Annotated in this window: 11 protein-coding genes, 1 tRNA gene and 2 pseudogenes; 9 read left to right on the top strand and 5 right to left on the bottom strand. The window is 73.3% G+C overall.

Annotated elements, in window-relative coordinates:
- Window positions 1-4: 4 nt before the first annotated feature.
- Window positions 5-2,638, top strand: coding sequence for an ATP-dependent RNA helicase (locus QMQ26_RS09480; RefSeq protein ID WP_282205413.1), 2,634 nt, complete (start codon window positions 5-7; stop codon window positions 2,636-2,638).
- Window positions 2,639-2,933: 295 nt separating this feature from the next.
- Here QMQ26_RS09480 and QMQ26_RS09485 read toward each other — a convergent pair.
- A pseudogene (locus QMQ26_RS09485) lies at window positions 2,934-3,323 on the bottom strand (GNAT family N-acetyltransferase); the annotation flags it as partial.
- A gap of 41 nt (window positions 3,324-3,364) precedes the next feature.
- The gene (polA, locus tag QMQ26_RS09490) at window positions 3,365-6,052 is read right to left on the bottom strand and encodes a DNA polymerase I (protein ID WP_100838411.1); all 2,688 of its coding nucleotides are present in this window, start codon (window positions 6,050-6,052) and stop codon (window positions 3,365-3,367) included.
- A 206-nt stretch (window positions 6,053-6,258) separates the two neighbouring features.
- Between polA and QMQ26_RS09495 the strand changes: the two genes are divergently transcribed.
- From QMQ26_RS09495 to QMQ26_RS09520, 6 genes and pseudogenes are all read left to right on the top strand, one after another.
- Window positions 6,259-6,711, top strand: coding sequence for a PaaI family thioesterase (locus QMQ26_RS09495; RefSeq protein ID WP_100835725.1), 453 nt, complete (start codon window positions 6,259-6,261; stop codon window positions 6,709-6,711).
- Window positions 6,712-7,775: 1,064 nt separating this feature from the next.
- Window positions 7,776-9,011, top strand: coding sequence for a branched-chain amino acid ABC transporter substrate-binding protein (locus QMQ26_RS09500; protein WP_282205414.1), 1,236 nt, complete (start codon window positions 7,776-7,778; stop codon window positions 9,009-9,011).
- A gap of 84 nt (window positions 9,012-9,095) precedes the next feature.
- Window positions 9,096-10,025 carry a branched-chain amino acid ABC transporter permease gene (locus tag QMQ26_RS09505; RefSeq protein ID WP_282205415.1) on the top strand — a complete coding sequence of 310 codons (930 nt, stop codon included), beginning with the start codon at window positions 9,096-9,098 and terminating at the stop codon, window positions 10,023-10,025.
- A gap of 5 nt (window positions 10,026-10,030) precedes the next feature.
- On the top strand, window positions 10,031-11,980 hold the full coding sequence (locus tag QMQ26_RS09510; protein WP_282205416.1) for a branched-chain amino acid ABC transporter permease: 1,950 nt from the start codon (window positions 10,031-10,033) through the stop codon (window positions 11,978-11,980).
- Window positions 11,977-12,828: an ABC transporter ATP-binding protein gene (locus tag QMQ26_RS09515; RefSeq protein WP_100835729.1), complete on the top strand. Its 852-nt coding sequence runs from the start codon at window positions 11,977-11,979 to the stop codon at window positions 12,826-12,828. Before QMQ26_RS09510 ends, QMQ26_RS09515 begins: the two co-directional genes overlap by 4 nt.
- Window positions 12,825-13,540, top strand: a pseudogene (locus QMQ26_RS09520) (ABC transporter ATP-binding protein). Before QMQ26_RS09515 ends, QMQ26_RS09520 begins: the two are co-directional and overlap by 4 nt.
- Before the next feature lie 88 nt (window positions 13,541-13,628).
- Here the strand turns inward: QMQ26_RS09520 and QMQ26_RS09525 are convergent.
- On the bottom strand, window positions 13,629-14,282 hold the full coding sequence (locus tag QMQ26_RS09525; RefSeq protein ID WP_100835731.1) for an ANTAR domain-containing response regulator: 654 nt from the start codon (window positions 14,280-14,282) through the stop codon (window positions 13,629-13,631).
- Between the two features lie 98 nt (window positions 14,283-14,380).
- Here QMQ26_RS09525 and QMQ26_RS09530 point away from each other — a divergent pair.
- Window positions 14,381-14,454 (top strand) — tRNA-Leu (locus tag QMQ26_RS09530).
- A gap of 93 nt (window positions 14,455-14,547) precedes the next feature.
- On the opposite strand, the gene QMQ26_RS09535 is transcribed toward QMQ26_RS09530, so the two are convergent.
- Entirely contained in the window at window positions 14,548-15,486 is a 939-nt protein-coding gene (locus tag QMQ26_RS09535; protein WP_282205417.1) for a hypothetical protein, read from the bottom strand.
- Window positions 15,487-15,648: 162 nt separating this feature from the next.
- Entirely contained in the window at window positions 15,649-17,076 is a 1,428-nt protein-coding gene (gene pyk / locus QMQ26_RS09540; RefSeq protein WP_100835733.1) for a pyruvate kinase, read from the bottom strand.
- A 436-nt stretch (window positions 17,077-17,512) separates the two neighbouring features.
- Here pyk and QMQ26_RS09545 point away from each other — a divergent pair, with 436 nt between their 5' ends.
- The gene (locus QMQ26_RS09545) at window positions 17,513-19,354 is read left to right on the top strand and encodes a bifunctional metallophosphatase/5'-nucleotidase (RefSeq protein WP_282205418.1); all 1,842 of its coding nucleotides are present in this window, start codon (window positions 17,513-17,515) and stop codon (window positions 19,352-19,354) included.
- Window positions 19,355-19,415 lie beyond the last annotated feature (61 nt).

Here is a 19,415-nt window from a genome sequence, read left to right on the forward strand (position 1 = left end):
CGCGGTGCGCCCCGGGGGGCTCGAACTGCCGGTCCGCACCGCCCTGCCCGCCCTCGCCCGGGCCCTGGACGAGTCCGGCGCGGCCGTGCTGTCCGCGCCGCCCGGCACCGGCAAGACCACGCTGGTGCCGCTCGCCCTGGCCGGCCTGCTCGACCCGGACGGGCCGCCGCGCCGGGTGCTGGTCGCCGAACCGCGCCGGCTCGCGGTCCGGGCGGCGGCCCGGCGGATGGCCTGGCTGCTGGACGAACCGGTCGGCCGGACGGTCGGGTTCACCGTGCGCGGCGAGCGCCGGGTCGGACCCGGCACCCGGGTCGAGGTGGTCACCACCGGCGTCCTGCTGCAACGCCTCCAGCGCGACCCCGAACTGCCCGGCGTGGACGCGGTGGTGCTCGACGAGTGCCACGAACGCCACCTGGACGCCGACACCGCGCTCGCCTTCCTGCTGGACGTCCGGGCCGCGCTGCGCCCCGAACTGCGCCTGCTGCTGGCCTCCGCCACCGCCGACACCGACGCCTGGGCCGAACTGCTGGGCGGCGCCCCGGTGGTGGCCGCCGAGGGCGTCGCGCACCCGGTGGCGACGGTGTGGGCCCCGCCGCCGACCGCGGTCCGCCCGCCGCACGGGACGCGGGTCGACCCGGCGCTGCTGTTGCACGTCGCGGCGACGGTGCGCCGGGCGCTGGCCGAACGGGACGGCGACGTGCTGTGCTTCCTGCCGGGGGTCGGCGAGATCGCCCGGGTGGCCGGGCAGTTGGCCGCCGAGGACGTCGAGGTGCTGCCGCTGCACGGGCAGGCGCCGCAGGCCGTGCAGGACGCCGCGCTCGGCCCCGGCGGGCGGCGGCGGGTGGTGCTGGCCACCTCGGTCGCCGAGTCCTCGCTGACCGTGCCCGGCGTGCGGGTCGTGGTCGACTCCGGACTGACCCGGGAGCCGCGCACCGACCACGCCCGCGGCCTGTCCGGGCTGGTCACCGTCCGCACCTCGCTGGCCGCCGCCCGGCAGCGGGCCGGCCGCGCCGGCCGGGAGGCCCCGGGCACCGTGTACCGCTGCTGGGCGGAGGCCGAGGACGCCCGCGCCGCCCGCTTCCCCACCCCCGAGATCGCGCTCGCCGACCTCACCTCCTTCGCCCTCCAGGCCGCCTGCTGGGGCGACCCGGACGCCACCGGCCTCACCCTCCCCGACCCGCCGCCCGCCGGCGCGATGGCCGCCGCCCGCGACGTCCTGCGCGCCCTCGCCGCCGTCGACCCCGCCGGCCGCCCCACCGACCGCGGCCGCGCCATCGCCCGCACCGGCCTGCACCCCCGCCTCGCCCGCGCCCTGCTCGACGGCGCCCCCGCGGTCGGCCCGCGCCGCGCCGCCGAACTCGTCGCCCTCCTCTCCGAGGAACCCCCGCGCGCCCTCGGCGACGACCTCGCCGAGATCCACCGCACCGTCCGCCGCTCCACCGACCCGTACGCCCGCCGCTGGAAGGACGAGACCCGCCGCCTCGAACACGCCCTGACGGACCCGTCCGCGCAGCCCGCCGAGCGCGGGGCGGCGGGACGGCCGGGCCCGGACGGCACGACGGAACGACCGGTCGGGAAAGGCGCGACAGCCGCCGACAGCCCCGGGGTGCGCGCCGACCGGGGGGCCGCCGGCTCCGGGCTGTCGGACGGTGCCGCCGCCGGGCTGGTGGTCGGGCTGGCCTACCCGGAGCGGGTGGCGCGGGCCCGGGAGGGCGGGGAGGGGGCGTACCTGATGGCCTCCGGGACGGCCGCCCAACTACCCGCCGGGACGCGGCTGCCGGCCGGCGGCTGGCTGGCCGTCGCGGTCGCCGACCGGCCTGCCGGGTCGCCCTCCGCGCGGGTGCTGCGGGCCGTGGCGGTGGACGAGGCGACCGCCCGGCGGGCGGCCGGGCCGCTGTTGGCGGCCCGCGAGGAGGTGCGCTGGTCGGTCCGGCAGCGGGAGGTGGCGTCCCGCCGGGTGGAGTCCCTGGGCGCGATCGAGCTGGCCGCCGCACCGCTCACCGCGCCCGACCCGGCGCTGCTGCGGGCCGCGCTGCTGGACGGGCTCGAACGGGAGGGCGTCTCCGCGCTGCTGCGCTGGCCGCCCGCCGCGAGCGGGCTGCGCGAACGGCTCGCCTTCCTGCACCGGGCGATCGGCGACCCGTGGCCGGACGTCGCGGACGCCGCGCTGCTGGCCGCCGCCGAGCAGTGGCTGGAACCCGAGCTCTCCCGGGCCCGGCGCCGGGCCGACCTGGAGCGGATCGACACCGCCGCCGCGCTGTCACGCCTGCTGCCCTGGGCGGGCGGGCAGGCCGGACGGCTCGACGAGCTCGCCCCGGAGCGGATCACCGTGCCCACCGGCAGCCGGGTCCGGGTCGACTACGCGAGCGACCCCGAGCGGCCGGTGCTGGCCGTGAAGCTCCAGGAACTGTTCGGCTGGGCCGCCGCCCCGGCCCTGGCCGGCGGGCGCGTCCCGCTCACCGTCCACCTGCTCTCCCCCGCGGGCCGCCCGGCCGCCGTCACCGGCGACCTCGCCGCGTTCTGGCGCACCGGCTACCCCGCCGTCCGCGCCGACCTCCGCGGCCGCTACCCCCGCCACCCCTGGCCCGAGGACCCCACCACGGCGGAACCCACCCGCCGCGCCAACCCGCGCAAGTGACACCCCCGCGAACCCGACCCGCCCGCCCCGCCCGCCCCCGGTCCACCCTCGCGGGGCGCGCACGGGCGGACGGGTGAGCGGGTGGGTGAGCTGGCGGGGCGGGGAAACTACCCCCAGTCCTCCGCCAGGACCGCCATGTCGATGTCGTCGACCCACGCGTCGCCGTACCGCAGCACCTGCCGCCGCACCCCCTCGACCTTGAACCCGGCCTTCTCGTAGGCCCGTTGCCCCGGCCGTTGAAGGCGTAGACGGAGAGTGAGACGCGGTTGAGGCCGATCGCCCGGATCGCGTGGTCGGTGAGGAGGCGGACGGCCTCGGTGCCGAAGCCGCGGTCGCGGCCGTCGGGGCCGAGGGCGATGCGGAGGTTGCAGGCGCGGTTGGGTTCGTCCCACTCGTTGAGGACGATCTCGCCGACGCCGCGGCCGGTGGCGCGGTCGACCACGATCAGGTCGAGGCGGTCGGTCTGCTCGTTGCGGGTGGTGTACCAGTCGACGACGCGGCGCTCCCTCGCCTCGTCCCAGACCGGAGGTTCGGGCGTGTAGGAGTCGGAGGTGTAGCGGAGCACGTCCGGGTCGTTGATCACGGCGCGGAGCATGGGGAGGTCCTCCTCCGGCCGCACGGGCCGCAGGAGGACCTTCTCGCCCACCAGGGTGGGCTTGTCGGCGAAGGTGGTGGTGGCGGGCATCCGGCCAGTCTCGGCGGACCGGCCGGACGCCCGCAACGTGATTAGTGCGCGGCGGTCTCCCAGTTCGCACCGGCGCCGACCGAGACGTCGAGCGGGGCGCGCAGCGGGTACGCGCCGGCCATCTGCTCGCGGACCAGGGCCTCGACCTGCTCGCGCTCGCCGGGGGCGACCTCCAGGACGATCTCGTCGTGCACCTGGAGCAGCATCCGGGTGGCGAGGCCGGCCGCGCGCAGGGCCGCGTCGACCCGGAGCATGGCGATCTTGACGATGTCGGCGGCGGTGCCCTGGATGGGGGCGTTGAGGGCCATCCGCTCGGCCATCTCGCGGCGCTGCCGGTTGTCGCTGGTGAGGTCGGGCAGGTAGCGGCGGCGGCCGAGCAGCGTCTCGGTGTAGCCGACGGCGCGGGCCTCCTCGACCACGTCGTGCAGGTAGTCGCGGACGCCGCCGAAGCGCTCGAAGTAGGTGTCCATCAGGCCTTGGGCCTCGGCGGGCTTGATGCCGAGCTGCTGGGAGAGGCCGTACGCGGACAGGCCGTAGGCGAGGCCGTACGACATGGCCTTGATCTTGCGGCGCATCTCGGCGTCGACGCTCGCCGGGGGGACCGAGAAGACCTGGGAGGCGACGGTGGTGTGCAGGTCCTCGCCGGTGGTGAACGCCTCGATCAGGGCCTCGTCCTCGGAGAGGTGCGCCATGATGCGCAGTTCGATCTGCGAGTAGTCGGCGGTGAGCAGCGTCTCGTAGCCCTCGCCGACCACGAAGGCGCGGCGGATGGCGCGGCCCTCCTCGGTGCGGACCGGGATGTTCTGCAGGTTCGGGTCCTGCGAGGAGAGGCGGCCGGTGGCGGCGACCATCTGGTTGAAGGTGGTGTGGATGCGGCCCTGCGGGGAGACGGTCTTGAGCAGGCCCTCGACGGTGGTGCGGAGCTTGGCCTGGTCCCGGTGGCGGAGCAGGATGACCGGGAGTTCGTTGGTGGTCTGGGTGGCGAGCCAGGTGAGGGCGTCGGCGTCGGTGGTCCAGCCGGTCTTGATCTTCTTGGTCTTCGGCAGGCCGAGGTCGCCGAACAGGACCTCCTGGAGCTGCTTGGGCGAGCCGAGGTTGAACTCGCGGCCGGCGGCGGCGTGCGCCTCCTCGACGCAGCGCTGGATCTCGGCGGCGAACTGGGTCTCCAGGCCCTGGAGCCAGGCGCGGTCGGCGGCGATGCCGTGGCGTTCCATCCGGGCCAGGAGTTCGGCGATCGGCAGTTCCATGTCGTGGAACAGCTCGACCGCGCCGACCTCGGCGAGCCGGGTGTCGAACAGCTCGGCGAGGTCGTGGACGGCGCGGGCCCGGGTCATCAGGGACTGGGCGCCGGCCGTCGGGTCGGGCTCGTCGGCGTCGAAGCTGAGCTGGCCGGTCTCGGCCTGGGCGGCGGCGGGGGCGAGCGAGCGGCCCAGGTACTCCTCGGCGAGGACGTCGAGGGTGAAGGTGCGGCGGCCGGGCTTCTCCAGGTAGGCGGCGAGCGCGGTGTCGGCGGTGACGCCGGCGAACCGCCAGCCCTGCTCGGCGAAGGCCCGCATGACCTGCTTGGCGATGTGCAGGGCCTTGGGGCGCTCGGGGTCGGCGAGCCAGGCGGTGAAGGCGCGGTCGTCGTCCTCGCCGAGCGCGGCGGGGTCGAACCAGGCGGCGGCGGTGCCGGTGGCGAGGGCGATCTGCTCGACCCCGCCGGTGCCCAGCGCCCAGCTGTAGTCGGCGGCGAGGGCGGTGCGGGCGTCCGCGCCGGTGTGCTCCTCCAGCCAGGCGGCGAGCGCGCCGGGGACGGTCAGCAGGTCGCCGTCGACGGCGGGGCCGGCCGGGACCTCGACGGCGGCGGCGCTCTCGGCGCCGGCCGGGTCGATGCCGGCCACCCGGTCGCGGAAGTTGGGGTTGCGGAACTCCAGCGCCTCCATCAGCCGGGCGACCTCGTCCTTGTCGAACGGGGCGCGGGCCAGCTCGGGGACGCCGAGCGGCAGTTCGACGTCCCGCACCAGTTCGGTGAGGAAGCGGTTGCGCTTGACGGAGTCGAGGTGCTCGCGGAGCTTCTCGCCGATCTTGCCCTTGACCTCGTCGGCCCGGTTGACCAGTTCCTCGAAGGAGCCGAACTGGTTGACCCACTTTGCGGCGGTCTTCTCGCCGACGCCGGGGATGCCGGGCAGGTTGTCGGACGGGTCGCCGCGCAGGGCGGCCAGGTCCGGGTACTGGTCGGGGCGGACGCCGTACTTCTCGGCGACCTTCTCGGGGGTGTAGCGCGTCAACTCGGAGACGCCCTTGGTGGGGTACAGCACGGTGACGTGCTCGTTGACGAGCTGGAGGGAGTCCCGGTCGCCGGTGACGATCAGCACCTCGAAGCCCTCGGCCGCGGCGGCGGTGGCCAGGGTGGCGATGACGTCGTCGGCCTCGAAGCCCTCGGCGGTGACCCGGGGCACCCGCATGGCGTCGAGCAGTTCGCCGATCAGCGGGACCTGGCTGCGGAACTCGTCCGGCGTGGCCGCGCGGTTGGCCTTGTACTCGGGGAACTCGGCGGACCGGAAGGTCTGCCGGGACAGGTCGAAGGCCACCGCCAGGTGGGTGGGCCGCTCGTCGCGGACGGTGTTGGCCAGCATCGAGGCGAAGCCGTAGACGGCGTTGGTGTGCTGGCCGGTGGCGGTGGAGAAGTTCTCCACCGGCAGGGCGAAGAAGGCCCGGTAGGCCATCGAATGCCCGTCCAGCAGCATCAGCCGGGGCCGTTCGGCCGCCTTCTTGCCCGCACCCTGTGTCGCCACGTCACGTCCCGTCCTGCCGGTTGCACTGCCTCCCCGATCCTAGAGGTCGGTGCGGACATCTCCGGCGCGGCGCGGAGCACCTCCCTACCCACGGGTAGACAGTCGTACGATCCGTACGATCGACGCGCAACGAAGCGAACCCCGGAAGCAGGAGCACCATGACCGACGCGGCGCCCGTACTGAAAGTGCCCCAGGACGTGCTGGACCACTTCGCCAAGCTGGGGGTGAGCGCGGAGACCTTCTCCGGCGGGCACCTGGGCGAGAAGCTGGGCATCACCATCGTGGAGGCGTCCCCGGACCGGGTGGTCGGGACGATGCCGGTGGAGGGCAACCAGCAGCCGTACGGGCTGCTGCACGGCGGGGCGTCGGCGGCGCTGGCCGAGACGCTGGGCTCGATCGGCGCGATGCTGCACGCCGGCCCGGGCCGCTACGCGGTGGGCGTGGACCTGAACGCGACGCACCACCGGTCGGCGACCTCGGGCCTGGTGACGGGCGTGGCGACGGCGGTGTTCAAGGGCCGCACCGCCGCGACGTACGAGATCGCGGTGACGGACGACACCGGCCGCCGGATCACCTCCTGCCGGCTGACCTGCATGCTGCGCGACCTCTGACGGCACACCGCAGAGCACCGCCCCGCGCGCGCCCCCTCGGAGTTTGGCCGGTCCCCGCCAGGGGCAACCTCGGCTGGACGAGGGGGCGCCGCCATGTCCGGAGAGCGCGAACTGCCGAGCGGGCCAGGGGGGTTCCTCGGTCCGGTCGAGCCGGGCGAGGGCACCTGGACGCCGCTCGTGCTGCGCCCGGAGCCGCCGCCCGAGCGTCCGCCGCGCCTGCTGAGCAGACGTCAGAAGTGCGCGCTGGCAAGTTTGTTGCTGCTGTTGGCGCTGGGACTGACGATCCGGCACGCGGTGAACTACCCTGGGCGGGCGTCGGGTTCGCCCCCACCGGGGCAACTCCCGCCGTCCCCCTCCCAGTCGACCAGGTTCGAGTACGACGGTCCGGCCCCGGCCGGGTCGGACTCCTTCGCCCTGCGGCTGGCGGTGCGCAACACCGGGCCCGTCCCGGTGGACGTGCTGGGGGTGAGCCAGGGGTACCGGGGGCTGACCGTGCGGGTCTCGGGCTGGCTGCCGCGGACGGTACCGCCCGGGGGACGCTCTCGCTGCGGGTGGGGCTGGAGGTCGTGGACTGCTCGGGGGCGTCGGCGGACGCGAGCCTTCCTTTCCTGGATGTAACGCTGCGTAATACGCGCGCAATGGAGACCGTGCGTCAGATCCTGGGGACCCCCTACGCCGGGGACCTTTCCGCGGCGCTGCATTCCGCCTGCGACGTCACCGATTATCGGACGTCCGCGACCACCGCCCAATCTGCGGACAAACCTGTCCGATAATCGGTGAACCCAGGCGTGACCTGCGAGTTGAGGAAGGGGTCCATCCGCTACTCGGGACAGGTCCCGGAATTTCGGGCTCCACCTGGGGTTTTCGACCATGATGTGAGATCAGCCGACGCCGTGGTCATAACAAGAGAATCACAGCCTCACCCGCCCCACTGCCCGAGCAGCCAGCGGCGGTCTAGAGTCACGCCCAGTCACCGCACCGTCCGGTTACCGGGCGGCGCCGTCGCGATTCGGCACCGCCAGCCCTGTGCGCGTGTCCTCCAGATCCCGAAGGAGACCCTCCTCGTGCGAAAGAGCTCACTTCTCATCGTGACCATTGCCGTGTCCGGAGCGCTCACGCTCTCCGCGTGCGGCTCGCGCGGCGGAAAGTCCGACTCCGGCTCGGACAGCGCGAAGGGCGACACCAAGGTCGTCATCGGCGTGGACGCCCCGCTCACCGGCAAGCTGTCCGCCCTGGGCCAGGGCATCAAGAACTCCGTGGACCTGGCCGTCAACAAGGCCAACAAGGACAAGGTCGTCCCGGGCGTCACCTTCGCCATCGAGGCGCTGGACGACCAGGCCAACCCGACCTCGGGCCAGCAGAACGCCACCAAGCTGGTCGGCGAGAAGGACGTCGCCGGCGTGGTCGGCCCGCTGAACTCCAGCGTCTCGCTGACCATGCAGAAGGTCTTCAACGACGCCCACCTGGCCCAGATCTCCCCGGCCAACACCAACCCGCAGCTGAGCCTCGGCCCGGACTGGGGCAGCGGCAAGTTCGCCCGCCCGTACGCCTCGTTCTTCCGCACCGCCACCACCGACGTCGTGCAGGGCAAGTTCGCCGCCCAGTACCTGTTCAACGACGCGAAGAAGACCAAGGTCTATGTCATCGACGACAAGAAGACCTACGGCGCGGGCCTGGCCGCGATCTTCCAGGAGGAGTTCAAGAAGCTCGGCGGCACCGTGGTCGGCACCGACCACGTCAACCCCGACGACAAGGACTTCTCCGCGGTCGCCACCAAGGTCGCCGCCGCCGGCGCCGACTCGGTCTACTACGGCGGCGAGTACCCCGAGGCCGGCCCGCTCTCCGACCAGATCAAGAAGGCCGGCGCCGCCGTCCCGCTGTTCGGCGGCGACGGCATCTACGACGACGAGTACATCAAGCTGTCGAACGGCAACAGCAACGGCGACCTCGCCACCTCGGTGGGCGCCCCGGTCGAGGAGCTCGACTCCGCCAAGACCTTCATCAACGACTACAAGGCCGCCAACTACAAGGACGCGTACGCGGCCTACGGCGGCTACTCCTACGACGCCGCCTGGTCGCTGGTCGAGGCCGTGAAGGCGGTCGTCGCGGCCAACGGCGGCAAGGTGCCCTCCGACCTGCGCCAGAAGGTCATCGACGCGCTCGGCAAGGTCTCCTTCGACGGCGTCACCGGCAAGGTCTCCTTCGACGAGTACGGCGACACCACCAACAAGCAGCTGACCGTCTACACGGTCAAGGACGGCAAGTGGACCGCCGTCAAGAGCGGCACCTACAACGGCTGATCCCCCAGCACCACCCACAGCCGATCGGCGGGGGCGCCACGAGCGCCCCCCGCCTCTCCTTCCCCCCAACCACGGAGGCCTGCGGTGCACGAACTGCCGCAAAACCTGGCCAACGGCCTGATGCTCGGGCTGATGTACGGCCTGATCGCCGTCGGCTACACGATGGTCTACGGCATCGTCCAGCTCATCAACTTCGCCCACGGCGAGGTCTTCATGATCGGCGGCTTCGGCGCGCTGACCGCCTACGCGGCGCTGCCGCAGGGCACCTCGCTCTGGCTGGCCCTGCCGGTCATGATCGTCGGCGGTGTGATCGCCTCCGTGGTCACCGCCACCGCCGCCGAGCGGTTCGCCTACCGGCCGCTGCGCACCGCGCCCCGGCTGGCCCCGCTGATCACCGCGATCGGCCTGTCCATCGCGCTCCAGCAGGTGGTCTGGGCGTTCTACCCGGGCGCCAAGAAGGCCGTCTCCTTCCCGCACTTCAACGGCGCGGCGTTCGACCTCGGCCTCTTCCACATCCAGCGCAACGACCTGTTCCTGCTGATCGCCGCCCCGCTGTGCATGGTCTTCCTGGCCTCGTTCGTCCGGCTGACCCGCACCGGCCGCGCCATGCAGGCCACCGCGCAGGACCCGGACACCGCCAAGCTGATGGGCATCAACACCGACCGGATCATCGTGGTCGCCTTCGCGCTCGGCGCGGCGTTCGCGGCGATCGCCGCCGTGGCGCACGGCCTGCGCTACGGCAACATCGACTTCATGATGGGCTTCATGGCCGGCCTGAAGGCGTTCACCGCGGCCGTCCTCGGCGGCATCGGCAACATCTACGGCGCGATGCTCGGCGGCCTGGTCCTCGGCGTCGCCGAGTCGCTGGCCACCGCGTACATCGAGAACGTCCCCGGCCTGCACCAGCTCGGCGGCGCCGGCTGGGCCAACGTCTGGGCGTTCGTGCTGCTCATCGTCGTGCTGCTGGTCCGGCCCCAGGGCCTGCTCGGCGAGCGCGTCGCGGATCGGGTGTGAGGCAGATGACCACGTCCCACGAGACCACCCCCGTCCTGCCCCTGTCGACCGCCGCGGCCCGCGCCGCCGTGGTGGCGGGCGGCGTCCTGGCCGCGGCCTCCGCGCTGATGTCCTGGACCTGGACCGCCGACTTCCCCGGCGACCTGACCTACTACGGCTCCCCGGCCGGCCTGCAGTGGCTGGCCCTGGTCGGCGGCGTGCTGACCGTCCTGCTGGCGCTGGCCGCCGCGCGGGTGCCCGGGCTGCGCTGGCTGAGCCCCTCCGGCAGCAACAACGGCGTGCTGTTCGCCGCCGTCGGCACCCTCGCGGTGTGCTGGTACGCGGTCATCGCGATCGCGGCGGAGCTCGGCGGCCTGGCCAACCTCGACCCGGGCGGCTGGGTGGCCGGCGTCGGCTCGCTGCTGGCCGTGGCCGGCGCGCTGGGCCTGCCGCTGGACCGCCGCACCACCGTCCGGCGCCCCGCCGAGCGCTGGTGGGCGTACGCGGTGGCCGCCGTCGCCCTGCTGGTGTACTTCGGCCTGGACCAGGGCTGGCTGCTGCACGCGATCCCCGCCGGCGTGCAGCCGATCTTCACCGAGAACACCTGGTTCTTCCTCGCCCTGCCCGGCCTGCTGGCCGTGCTGCGGCTGTGGCTGCTGCTGGACGGCTGGACCCGGATCGGCCGGATCGAGCGCCGGCGGCCCGCCGCCCGCGCCCTGCCGTCCTGGGCGGAGATCCTGGTGATCACCGCGGTGTTCGCGGTGGGCCTGGCCGTCGCCGACTTCGGCATCTCGACCGAGTACGGCGAGCTGTTCATCGGCTTCCTGCTGCTGGTGGCCGCCGCCACCGCCGCGCTGAACGCCTCCGGCGCGGTCGGCCGGCTGGCCGAACTGACCGCCCGGCACCGCGCGGTGACCACCGGGGCGGCGTTCGCCGCGGCCGCCGCGTTCCCGTTCACCCAGGGCAGCGACACCTACGTCCTGATCGGCGTCAACATCCTGATCTTCGCCACCGTGGCGCTCGGCCTGAACGTGGTGGTCGGCCTGGCCGGTCTGCTCGACCTCGGCTACGTGGCCTTCCTCGGTGTCGGCGCGTACGCGGCGGCGCTGGTCTCCGGCTCGCCGTTCTCGGCCTTCCGCGGCGTGCACCTGCCGTTCCCGCTGGCCGCGCTGGTCGGCGCGCTGGCCGCGCTGGTGTTCGGCGTGGTGATCGGCGCCCCGACGCTGCGGCTGCGCGGCGACTACCTGGCGATCGTCACCCTCGGTTTCGGTGAGATCTTCCGGATCGCGATGAACAACCTGGACGGCAGCTCCGGCCCGAGCCTGACCAACGGCCCCAACGGCATCGCCGCGATCCCCGACGTCAACCTGTTCGGCTTCGACTTCGGCCAGCCGCACGACGTCCTCGGCCTGCACCTGGGCAAGTTCGGCAACTACCTGCTGCTGATGCTGGTGGCCACCGCGATCGTGGTGACGGTGTTCGGCCGGGTCGCCAACTCCCGGATCGGCCGGGCCTGGGTGGCGATCCGCGAGGACGAGACGGCGGCCGAGGCGATGGGCATCAACGGCTTCCGGGTGAAGCTGATCGCCTTCGCGCTGGGCGCGACGCTGGCCGGCCTGGCCGGCGCGGTGCAGGCGCACGTGGCGAGCGCCGTCTCGCCCGACCAGTACCAGTTCGCCGGGGCCGTCCCGCCCAACTCGGCGTTCCTGCTGGCCGCGGTGATCCTGGGCGGCATGGGCACCATCAGCGGCCCGCTGGTGGGCGCGGCCCTGCTGTTCCTGATCCCGGCGAAGCTGCAGTTCCTGCAGTCCTACCAGCTGCTGGCCTTCGGCGTGGCGCTGATCCTGCTGATGCGCTTCCGCCCGGAGGGCCTGATCGCCGGCCGCCGGCAGCAGCTGGAGTTCCACGAGGCGGACGCGGAACTGCCCGCGCAGGCCGCCCCGATCGACGACGTACCGACCAAGGCTGGGGCGTGAGCACCGTGACGACCACCGACACCGCTCCCGCCGCCCCGGCGCCCGAGCCGCTCGCCGAACCCGTGCTGGAGGCTTCCGGCGTGGTGATGCGCTTCGGCGGCCTCACCGCCGTGAACGACGTCGACCTGACGGTCCGCCAGGGCGAGATCGTCGGTCTGATCGGCCCGAACGGCGCCGGGAAGACCACCTTCTTCAACTGCCTGACCGGGCTGTACGTCCCGACCGAGGGCACGGTGAAGTACAAGGGCACGGTGCTGCCGCCGAAGCCGCACCTGGTGACCCAGGCGGGCATCGCCCGGACCTTCCAGAACATCCGGCTGTTCTCGAACATGACGGCGCTGGAGAACGTCCTGGTGGGCCGGCACACCCGCACCAAGGAGGGCCTGTTCTCGGCGATCCTGCGCGGCCCGGGCTACCGGCGGGCCGAGGCGGAGAGCCGCGAACGCGCCCGGGAGCTGCTGGAGTTCTGCGGCCTCGGCGCGAAGGCCGACCACCTGGCCCGCAACCTCCCCTACGGCGAGCAGCGCAAGCTGGAGATCGCCCGGGCGCTGGCGTCCGAGCCGGGCGTGCTGCTGCTGGACGAGCCGACGGCGGGCATGAACCCGCAGGAGACCCGGGCCGCCGAGGAACTGGTCTTCGCCATCCGGGACCTGGGCATCGCCGTGCTGGTGATCGAGCACGACATGAAGTTCATCTTCAACCTGTGCGACCGCACCGCCGTACTGGTGCAGGGCCGGAAGATCGTCGAGGGCGACCGGGAGACCGTCCAGAACGACGAGCGGGTCGTCACCGCGTACCTGGGCGCCCCGCTCGAAGGAACCACCGCAGCTCAGGAGGACGGCCAGTGACCGCTCTGCTGGAGGTCGAGGACCTCCGTGTCGCCTACGGCAAGATCGAGGCCGTCAAGGGCATCTCGTTCACGGTCGCGGAGGGCGAGGTCACCACCCTGATCGGCACCAACGGCGCCGGCAAGACCACCACCCTGCGCACCCTGTCCGGGCTGCTGCGGCCGACCTCGGGCAAGGTCCTGTTCCAGGGCGCGGCGATCGACACCGTGCCCGCGCACCGGATCGTCGCGCTCGGCCTGGCGCACTCCCCCGAGGGCCGGCACATCTTCCCCGGATGACCATCGAGGAGAACCTGCTGCTCGGCGCGTTCCTGCGCCGGGACGCGGCGGGCATCGCCGAGGACGTGGAGCGGGCCTGCACGCTCTTCCCGATCCTGGCCGAGCGCCGCAAGCAGGCCGCGGGCACCCTCTCCGGCGGCGAGCAGCAGATGCTGGCGATGGGGCGGGCGCTGATGTCCCGGCCCAAGCTGCTGATGCTGGACGAGCCGTCGATGGGCCTGTCGCCGCTGATGATGCAGAAGATCATGGCGACCATCGTGGAGCTGAAGGCCGCGGGCACCACCATCCTGCTGGTGGAGCAGAACGCGCAGGCCGCCCTCTCGCTCTCGGACCGGGCGTACGTGATGACCACCGGCCGGATCACCCTGTCGGGCACCGGCGCGGAGCTGCTGCACGACGAGTCGGTGCGCCGCCAGTACCTGGGCGAGGACTGACCCTCCGCACGCGCCGGTGCCCCCACCCCTCGACGGGGGCGGGGGCACCGGCGCGTGCGCGCGGGGGCGGGCTCGGCCCCCGGCGGCCTCAGCCCTCGGCGGCCTCGGTCTTCTTGCGGTCCTGGGCGGCGCCCTCCTCGATCACGGCCTCGGCGACGGCGGCCATGGTCATCCGGCGGTCCATCGAGGTCTTCTGGATCCAGCGGAACGCGGCGGGCTCGTTGAGGCCGAACTTGGTCTGCAGCACGCTCTTGGCGCGGTCGACCAGCTTGCGGGTCTCCAGCCGCTGCGAGAGGTCCGCGATCTCCTGCTCCAGGGTGCGCATCTCGGTGTAGCGGGAGACCGCCATCTCGATGGCCGGGACGAGGTCGCTCTTGCTGAACGGCTTGACGATGTACGCCATCGCGCCGGCGTCGCGGGCCCGGTCGACCAGCTCGCGCTGGGAGAACGCGGTGAGCATCAGCACCGGGGCCAGGTGCTGCTCGTGGATGCGCTCGGCGGCCGAGAGGCCGTCCAGGACGGGCATCTTCACGTCCAGGATGGCCAGGTCGGGCTTAAGCTCCTCGACCAGCCTGACCGCCGTCTCGCCGTCACCGGCCTCACCGACGACGGTGTAGCCCTCCTCCTCCAGCATCTCCTTGAGGTCGAGGCGGATCAGTGCCTCGTCCTCGGCGATGACGATTCGGGTGATCTGGGGCGAGTCGGTGTCAAGCGGCTGTGCCTGCTCGTCGGCGGTGCTCACGGGGCTCCTCGGTCCGGCGGGGTGCTGCATGCATGAGCCTACCCAGACGCGGTATGTTTGGTTCACCGCGGTGGGGGGTTGAACCTTCGATCCGCTGGGCCCCGATAGCCCAATCGGCAGAGGCAACGGTCTCAAACACCGTCCGGTGTGGGTTCGAATCCCACTCGGGGCACTTTCTCTTCGAATCCAAGGCGGCGACGGCCGCCGCTCCTCCCCGGCTCCCCGTCCCCGCGTCTCGGTACGCGAGACCGGTCCCGCCCGGCCGTCACCCGGCCGCGAGCGTGATCGACACCGGCCCGGCCGCGGCGCCCTCCGCCGAGCCGTCCGCCGCCTCCAGGGTGTAGGTGCCGGCGGTCTCCCCGTAGAAGTCGAACCAGGCCGCCAGGCTGACGGTGTCCGGCCGCCCGACGTAGGCGGTGGCGCCGATCGGCGCGCTGGGCGCGAGCCGGCGGCCGTCGGGCAGGGTCAGGTGCAGGTCCAGCCGGTCGGCGGCGGTGCCGGCCGGGGCGTCGAACAGGATCTCCGCGCTGTGCTGGCCGGGCTTCAGGGCGCGCAGCGCGCGGGGCACGAAGGGCGTGGTGCCGAGCGGCACCGCGGGGGCCGGGACGGGGCTGCCGGTGCAGTCCTCGCGCAGCCGGGCGGAGGCCAGCAGCAGCCGGTAGCGGCCGGTGCGCACCACGCCGGTGGAGGCGCGCAGCGGGGTCGGCCGGAGGTCGACCGGGTCCTGTCCGGCGCGGGCGCCGACCGGCAGCACCGCGCGGGCCGCGCCGGGGGCGGCCAGCACCAGGGCGAGGCGGTCCGGGTCCAGCGGCTGCCCGGGGGTGCCGACGTCCTGCACGGTGACGGTCAGCGAGGCGTAGCCGAACGGCGGCGGCCGGACCTCCAGCGGGCCGCTGACCGCGACGCCGTCGGACTCCAGCGCCACCCGGGGCAGGGCGGACGCGGCCGGCACCGGCGACTCGACGACGACGCCCAGGACGAGTTCGACCGCGGTGCGGCCGTCGGGCTGCCCGGTCGCGGTGACCTTGGTGAGCCGGTAGGAGCTGCCGCCCCACCACGCCGTCCGGTCGACGGCCACGCTCCGGGCCGCGGGGCCGGTGGGGCTCCCGGACGCCACCTCCCGCAGGGTGTCCGCGCCGTAGGGGGTGCAGCCGGTGGTGAGGACGGCCGCGGCGCAGAGCACGGCGGTGCGGCGGCGTATCAAGCGGTTCCTTCCCCCCGTTCCCGGCACGGCCCGGCCCCGGGACCCCCGGGGCATGCTACCGACAACGCGCCGGGGCGCGGGGGGCCGCTGACGGCCCGTCACGCGGCGGCCGGGCCCGCCCCGCGCGTCCGGTGCGCGGCGGGCGGGCCGGGCCGCGGGCCGTCAGTCGGCCGGTTGGCCGACGTGGTGCACCCGCACCAGGTTGGTGGAGCCGGCCAGGCCGGGCGGGGACCCGGCGGTGATGATCACGACGTCGCCGGGTGCGCAGCGGCCCAGGCTCAGCAGCGCGGAGTCGACCTGGGCGACCAGTTCGTCGGTGGTGGTGACGAACGGGCCGAGGAAGGTCTCCACGCCCCAGGTCAGCGCCAACTGGCTGCGCACGGCGGGCTCGTAGGTGAACGCCAGGACCGGGATCGGCGAGCGGTAGCGGGTCAGCCGGCGGGCGGTGTCGCCGCTCTGGGTGAACGCGACCAGGTACTTGGCGTCCAGGAAGTCGCCGATCTCGGCGGCGGCCCGGGCCACCGCGCCGCCCTGGGTGCGGGGCTTGCCGCTCGCGGTGAGCGGCGGCAGGCCCTCCGCCAGGACCTCCTCCTCGGCGGCCTCGACGATCCGGGCCATGGTCCGGACCGTCTCGACCGGGTACTTGCCGACCGAGGTCTCGCCGGAGAGCATCACCGCGTCGGTGCCGTCCAGCACCGCGTTGGCGACGTCGGACGCCTCGGCCCGGGTCGGCCGGGAGGCGTTGATCATCGAGTCCAGCATCTGGGTGGCGACGATCACCGGCTTGGCGTTGCGCCGGGCCAGCTTGACCGCGCGCTTCTGGACGATCGGCACCTGCTCCATGGGGAGTTCGACGCCCAGGTCGCCGCGGGCGACCATGATGCCGTCGAAGGCGTCCACGATGGATTCGAGGTTCTCCACCGCCTGCGGCTTTTCGATCTTGGCGATGACCGGGATGCGGCGGCCCTCCTCGGCCATGATCCGGTGCACCTCCTCGACGTCCTTCCCGCTGCGCACGAACGACAGCGCGACGATGTCGGCGCCGGTCCGCAGCGCCCAGCGCAGGTCTTCGACGTCCTTGTCGGAGAGCGCGGGCACCGAGACGGCGACACCGGGGAGGTTGAGGCCCTTGTGGTCGGAGACCAGTCCGCCCTCGACGACGGCGCAGCGCACCCGGGGGCCGTCGACGCGGGTGACCTCCAGGGTGACCCGGCCGTCGTCGACCAGGATGCGCTCGCCGGGCGAGACGTCCGCGGCCAGGCCCTTGTAGGTGGTGCCGCAGACCTCCCGGTCGCCGGGGACGTCGTCGACGGTGATGGTGAACTCGTCGCCGCGTTCCAGCAGGACCGGGCCGTCGGCGAAGGTGGCGAGGCGGATCTTCGGGCCCTGGAGGTCGGCCAGCACCCCGACGCTGCGGCCCGTCTCGTCCGAGGCCTTGCGGACCCGGTGGTAGCGGTCCTCGTGCTCCGCGTGGGAGCCGTGGCTGAGGTTCAGTCGGGCGATGTCCATGCCGGCGTCGACCAGGGCCTTGATCTGGTCGTACGAGTCTGCGGCAGGCCCGAGAGTACAAACGATTTTTGCTCGGCGCATACAGCAGAGCCTAGGCATTACCGGGTCGTAACAGCGCGGTTCCGGCCAGTCCCGCCATGGCAGTTGGCAGAAGATTCGGTGAACGGACCCGCACCGTGCGAACGGTGGCGCGCGGGGTGAGCGGCCGCCGCCCGGATTGACGCACGGGAGTTCGCCGGGGGACGGGCCGGCGGCCGCCGGACGGGCCCGCGACGGGCTCGCAATCGGCCCGCAGCCGGCCCGCGACGGACCCGCAGTCGGCCCGCGGCGGAGGGCCGCGTCGCCCGGGGGTCACCGGGATCTCACCCGTTGGACGGCGGAGGGGTCTGGCCCCGGAGGCCGGAAAGCGGCAGACTGCCAGTCGCGTTTTCTACGCGCGTCACCACGGGTGGCGGGGTGTCACCTGCCCCGCCCCGGACGCCGGCTGACCTCCCGTACCGCCGACTTGGAGTCCTCGATGTCCCTCAACCGCCGTGACTTCGTCACCCGCTCCGCCGCCACCGCGGCCGGCGCCGCCCTGGTCGGCGGCCTGTCCGCCGCCGCGGCCACCCCCGCCGCCGCCGCGGACCACGACCGGGACGAGTCCCACGGCAGGGGCCCCGTCCCGTTCAAGGGCGCCTTCACCGTGATGGGCACCACCGACCTGCACGGCCACGTCCTCAACTGGGAGTACTTCACCGACTCCGAGTACGACGACGCCGCGCACAACGACGTCGGCCTGGCCAAGATCTCCACCCTGGTCGAGCAGGTCCGCAAGGAGAAGGGCCGCGGCCGCACCCTGCTGATCGACGCCGGCGACACCATCCAGGGCACCCAACTCTCGTACTACTACGCCCGGATCGAGCCGATCACCGGCAAGCGCCCCCCGCGCCACCCGATGGCCGCCGCCATGAACGCCATGGGCTACGACGCCGCCGCGCTCGGCAACCACGAGTTCAACTACGGCATCCCGCTGCTGCGCGCCTACCAGCGGCAGCTGGACTTCCCGCTGCTCGGCGCCAACGCGGTCAACGTCAAGGACGAGAAGCCGGCCTTCCCGCCGTACGTCATCCGCGAGCTGCACCTCGGCCACGGCCGCCCGGTCCGGGTCGGCATCCTCGGCCTGACCAACCCCGGCATCGCCATCTGGGACAAGGCCAACGTGCAGGGCCAGCTGGCCTTCCCGGGCATCCCCGAGATCGCCGCCAAGTGGGTCCCCAAGGTCCGCGCGGCCGGCGCCGACGTGGTCGTGATCACCGCGCACACCGGCGTGGACGGCTCCTCCTCCTGGGGCGACCAGCTGCCGTACGCGGAGAACGCGGGCGCCCGGATCGCCGCGGACGTGCCCGGCGTCGACGCGATCCTGGTCGGCCACGCCCACAAGGAGGTCCCGCAGCGGATCGTGGTCAACACCGCGACCGGCAAGAACGTCGTCCTGTCCGAGCCCGCGCTCTGGGGCGAGCGGCTGACCTGCTTCGACTTCGAGGTCGAGTACGCCCGCGGCCGGTGGACCGTCACCGGCGTCAGCGCGCGGCTGCTGAACTCCAACACCGTCGCCGAGGACCCGAAGATCGTCAAGCTGGTCAAGGACCAGCACCGGAAGGTCGTCGCGTACGTCAACCAGGTCATCGGCACCTGCAAGGAGACCCTCTCCATCGCCGAGTCCCGCTTCAAGGACACCCCGATCATCGACCTGATCGGGCGGGTCCAGGCCGACACGGTGCGCGACGCGCTGGCCGGCGGCCCGTACGCGGCCCTGCCGGTGCTCGCCCAGGCCGCGCCGTTCAACCGCACCGCGGTCATCCCGGCCGGCCAGGTCAAGCTGCGCGACGCGGCCGGCCTGTACATCTACGAGAACACCCTGGAGGCCCGCGTCCTGACCGGCGCCCAGCTCAAGGACTACCTGGAGTACTCCGCCAAGTACTACGCCCAGGTCGCCCCCGGGGCCCCGATCGACCGGGACGCGCTGACCAACCAGGCCGACAACACCCCCGACTACAACTACGACTCGATCTACGGCCTGTCCTACGACATCGACATCGCGCAGCCGGTCGGCAGCCGCATCACCAACCTGTCGCACCAGGGCGCGCCGGTCGACCCGGCGGCGGAGTTCGTCCTCGCCGTCAACAACTACCGCGCCAGCGGCGGCGGCAACTTCCCGCACGTCGCGGCCGCCCGGCAGGTGTGGGCCGACTCCGACGAGATCCGCAACACGATGATCACCTGGGTGAAGGCCAGGGGCGTCATCGACCCGGCCGACTTCTCCGGCGGCGCCAACGGCGGCTGGCGCCTGGTCCGGGCCGGCGTCCCGGTCTTCTAGCCCCTGACAGCTCGCCAAGGACGCGGGGCCGCCCGGGAGTCACCCTCCCGGACGGCCCCTT

The sequence above is a fragment of the Kitasatospora fiedleri genome (assembly GCF_948472415.1).
GTDB classification, from domain to species: domain Bacteria; phylum Actinomycetota; class Actinomycetes; order Streptomycetales; family Streptomycetaceae; genus Kitasatospora; species Kitasatospora fiedleri.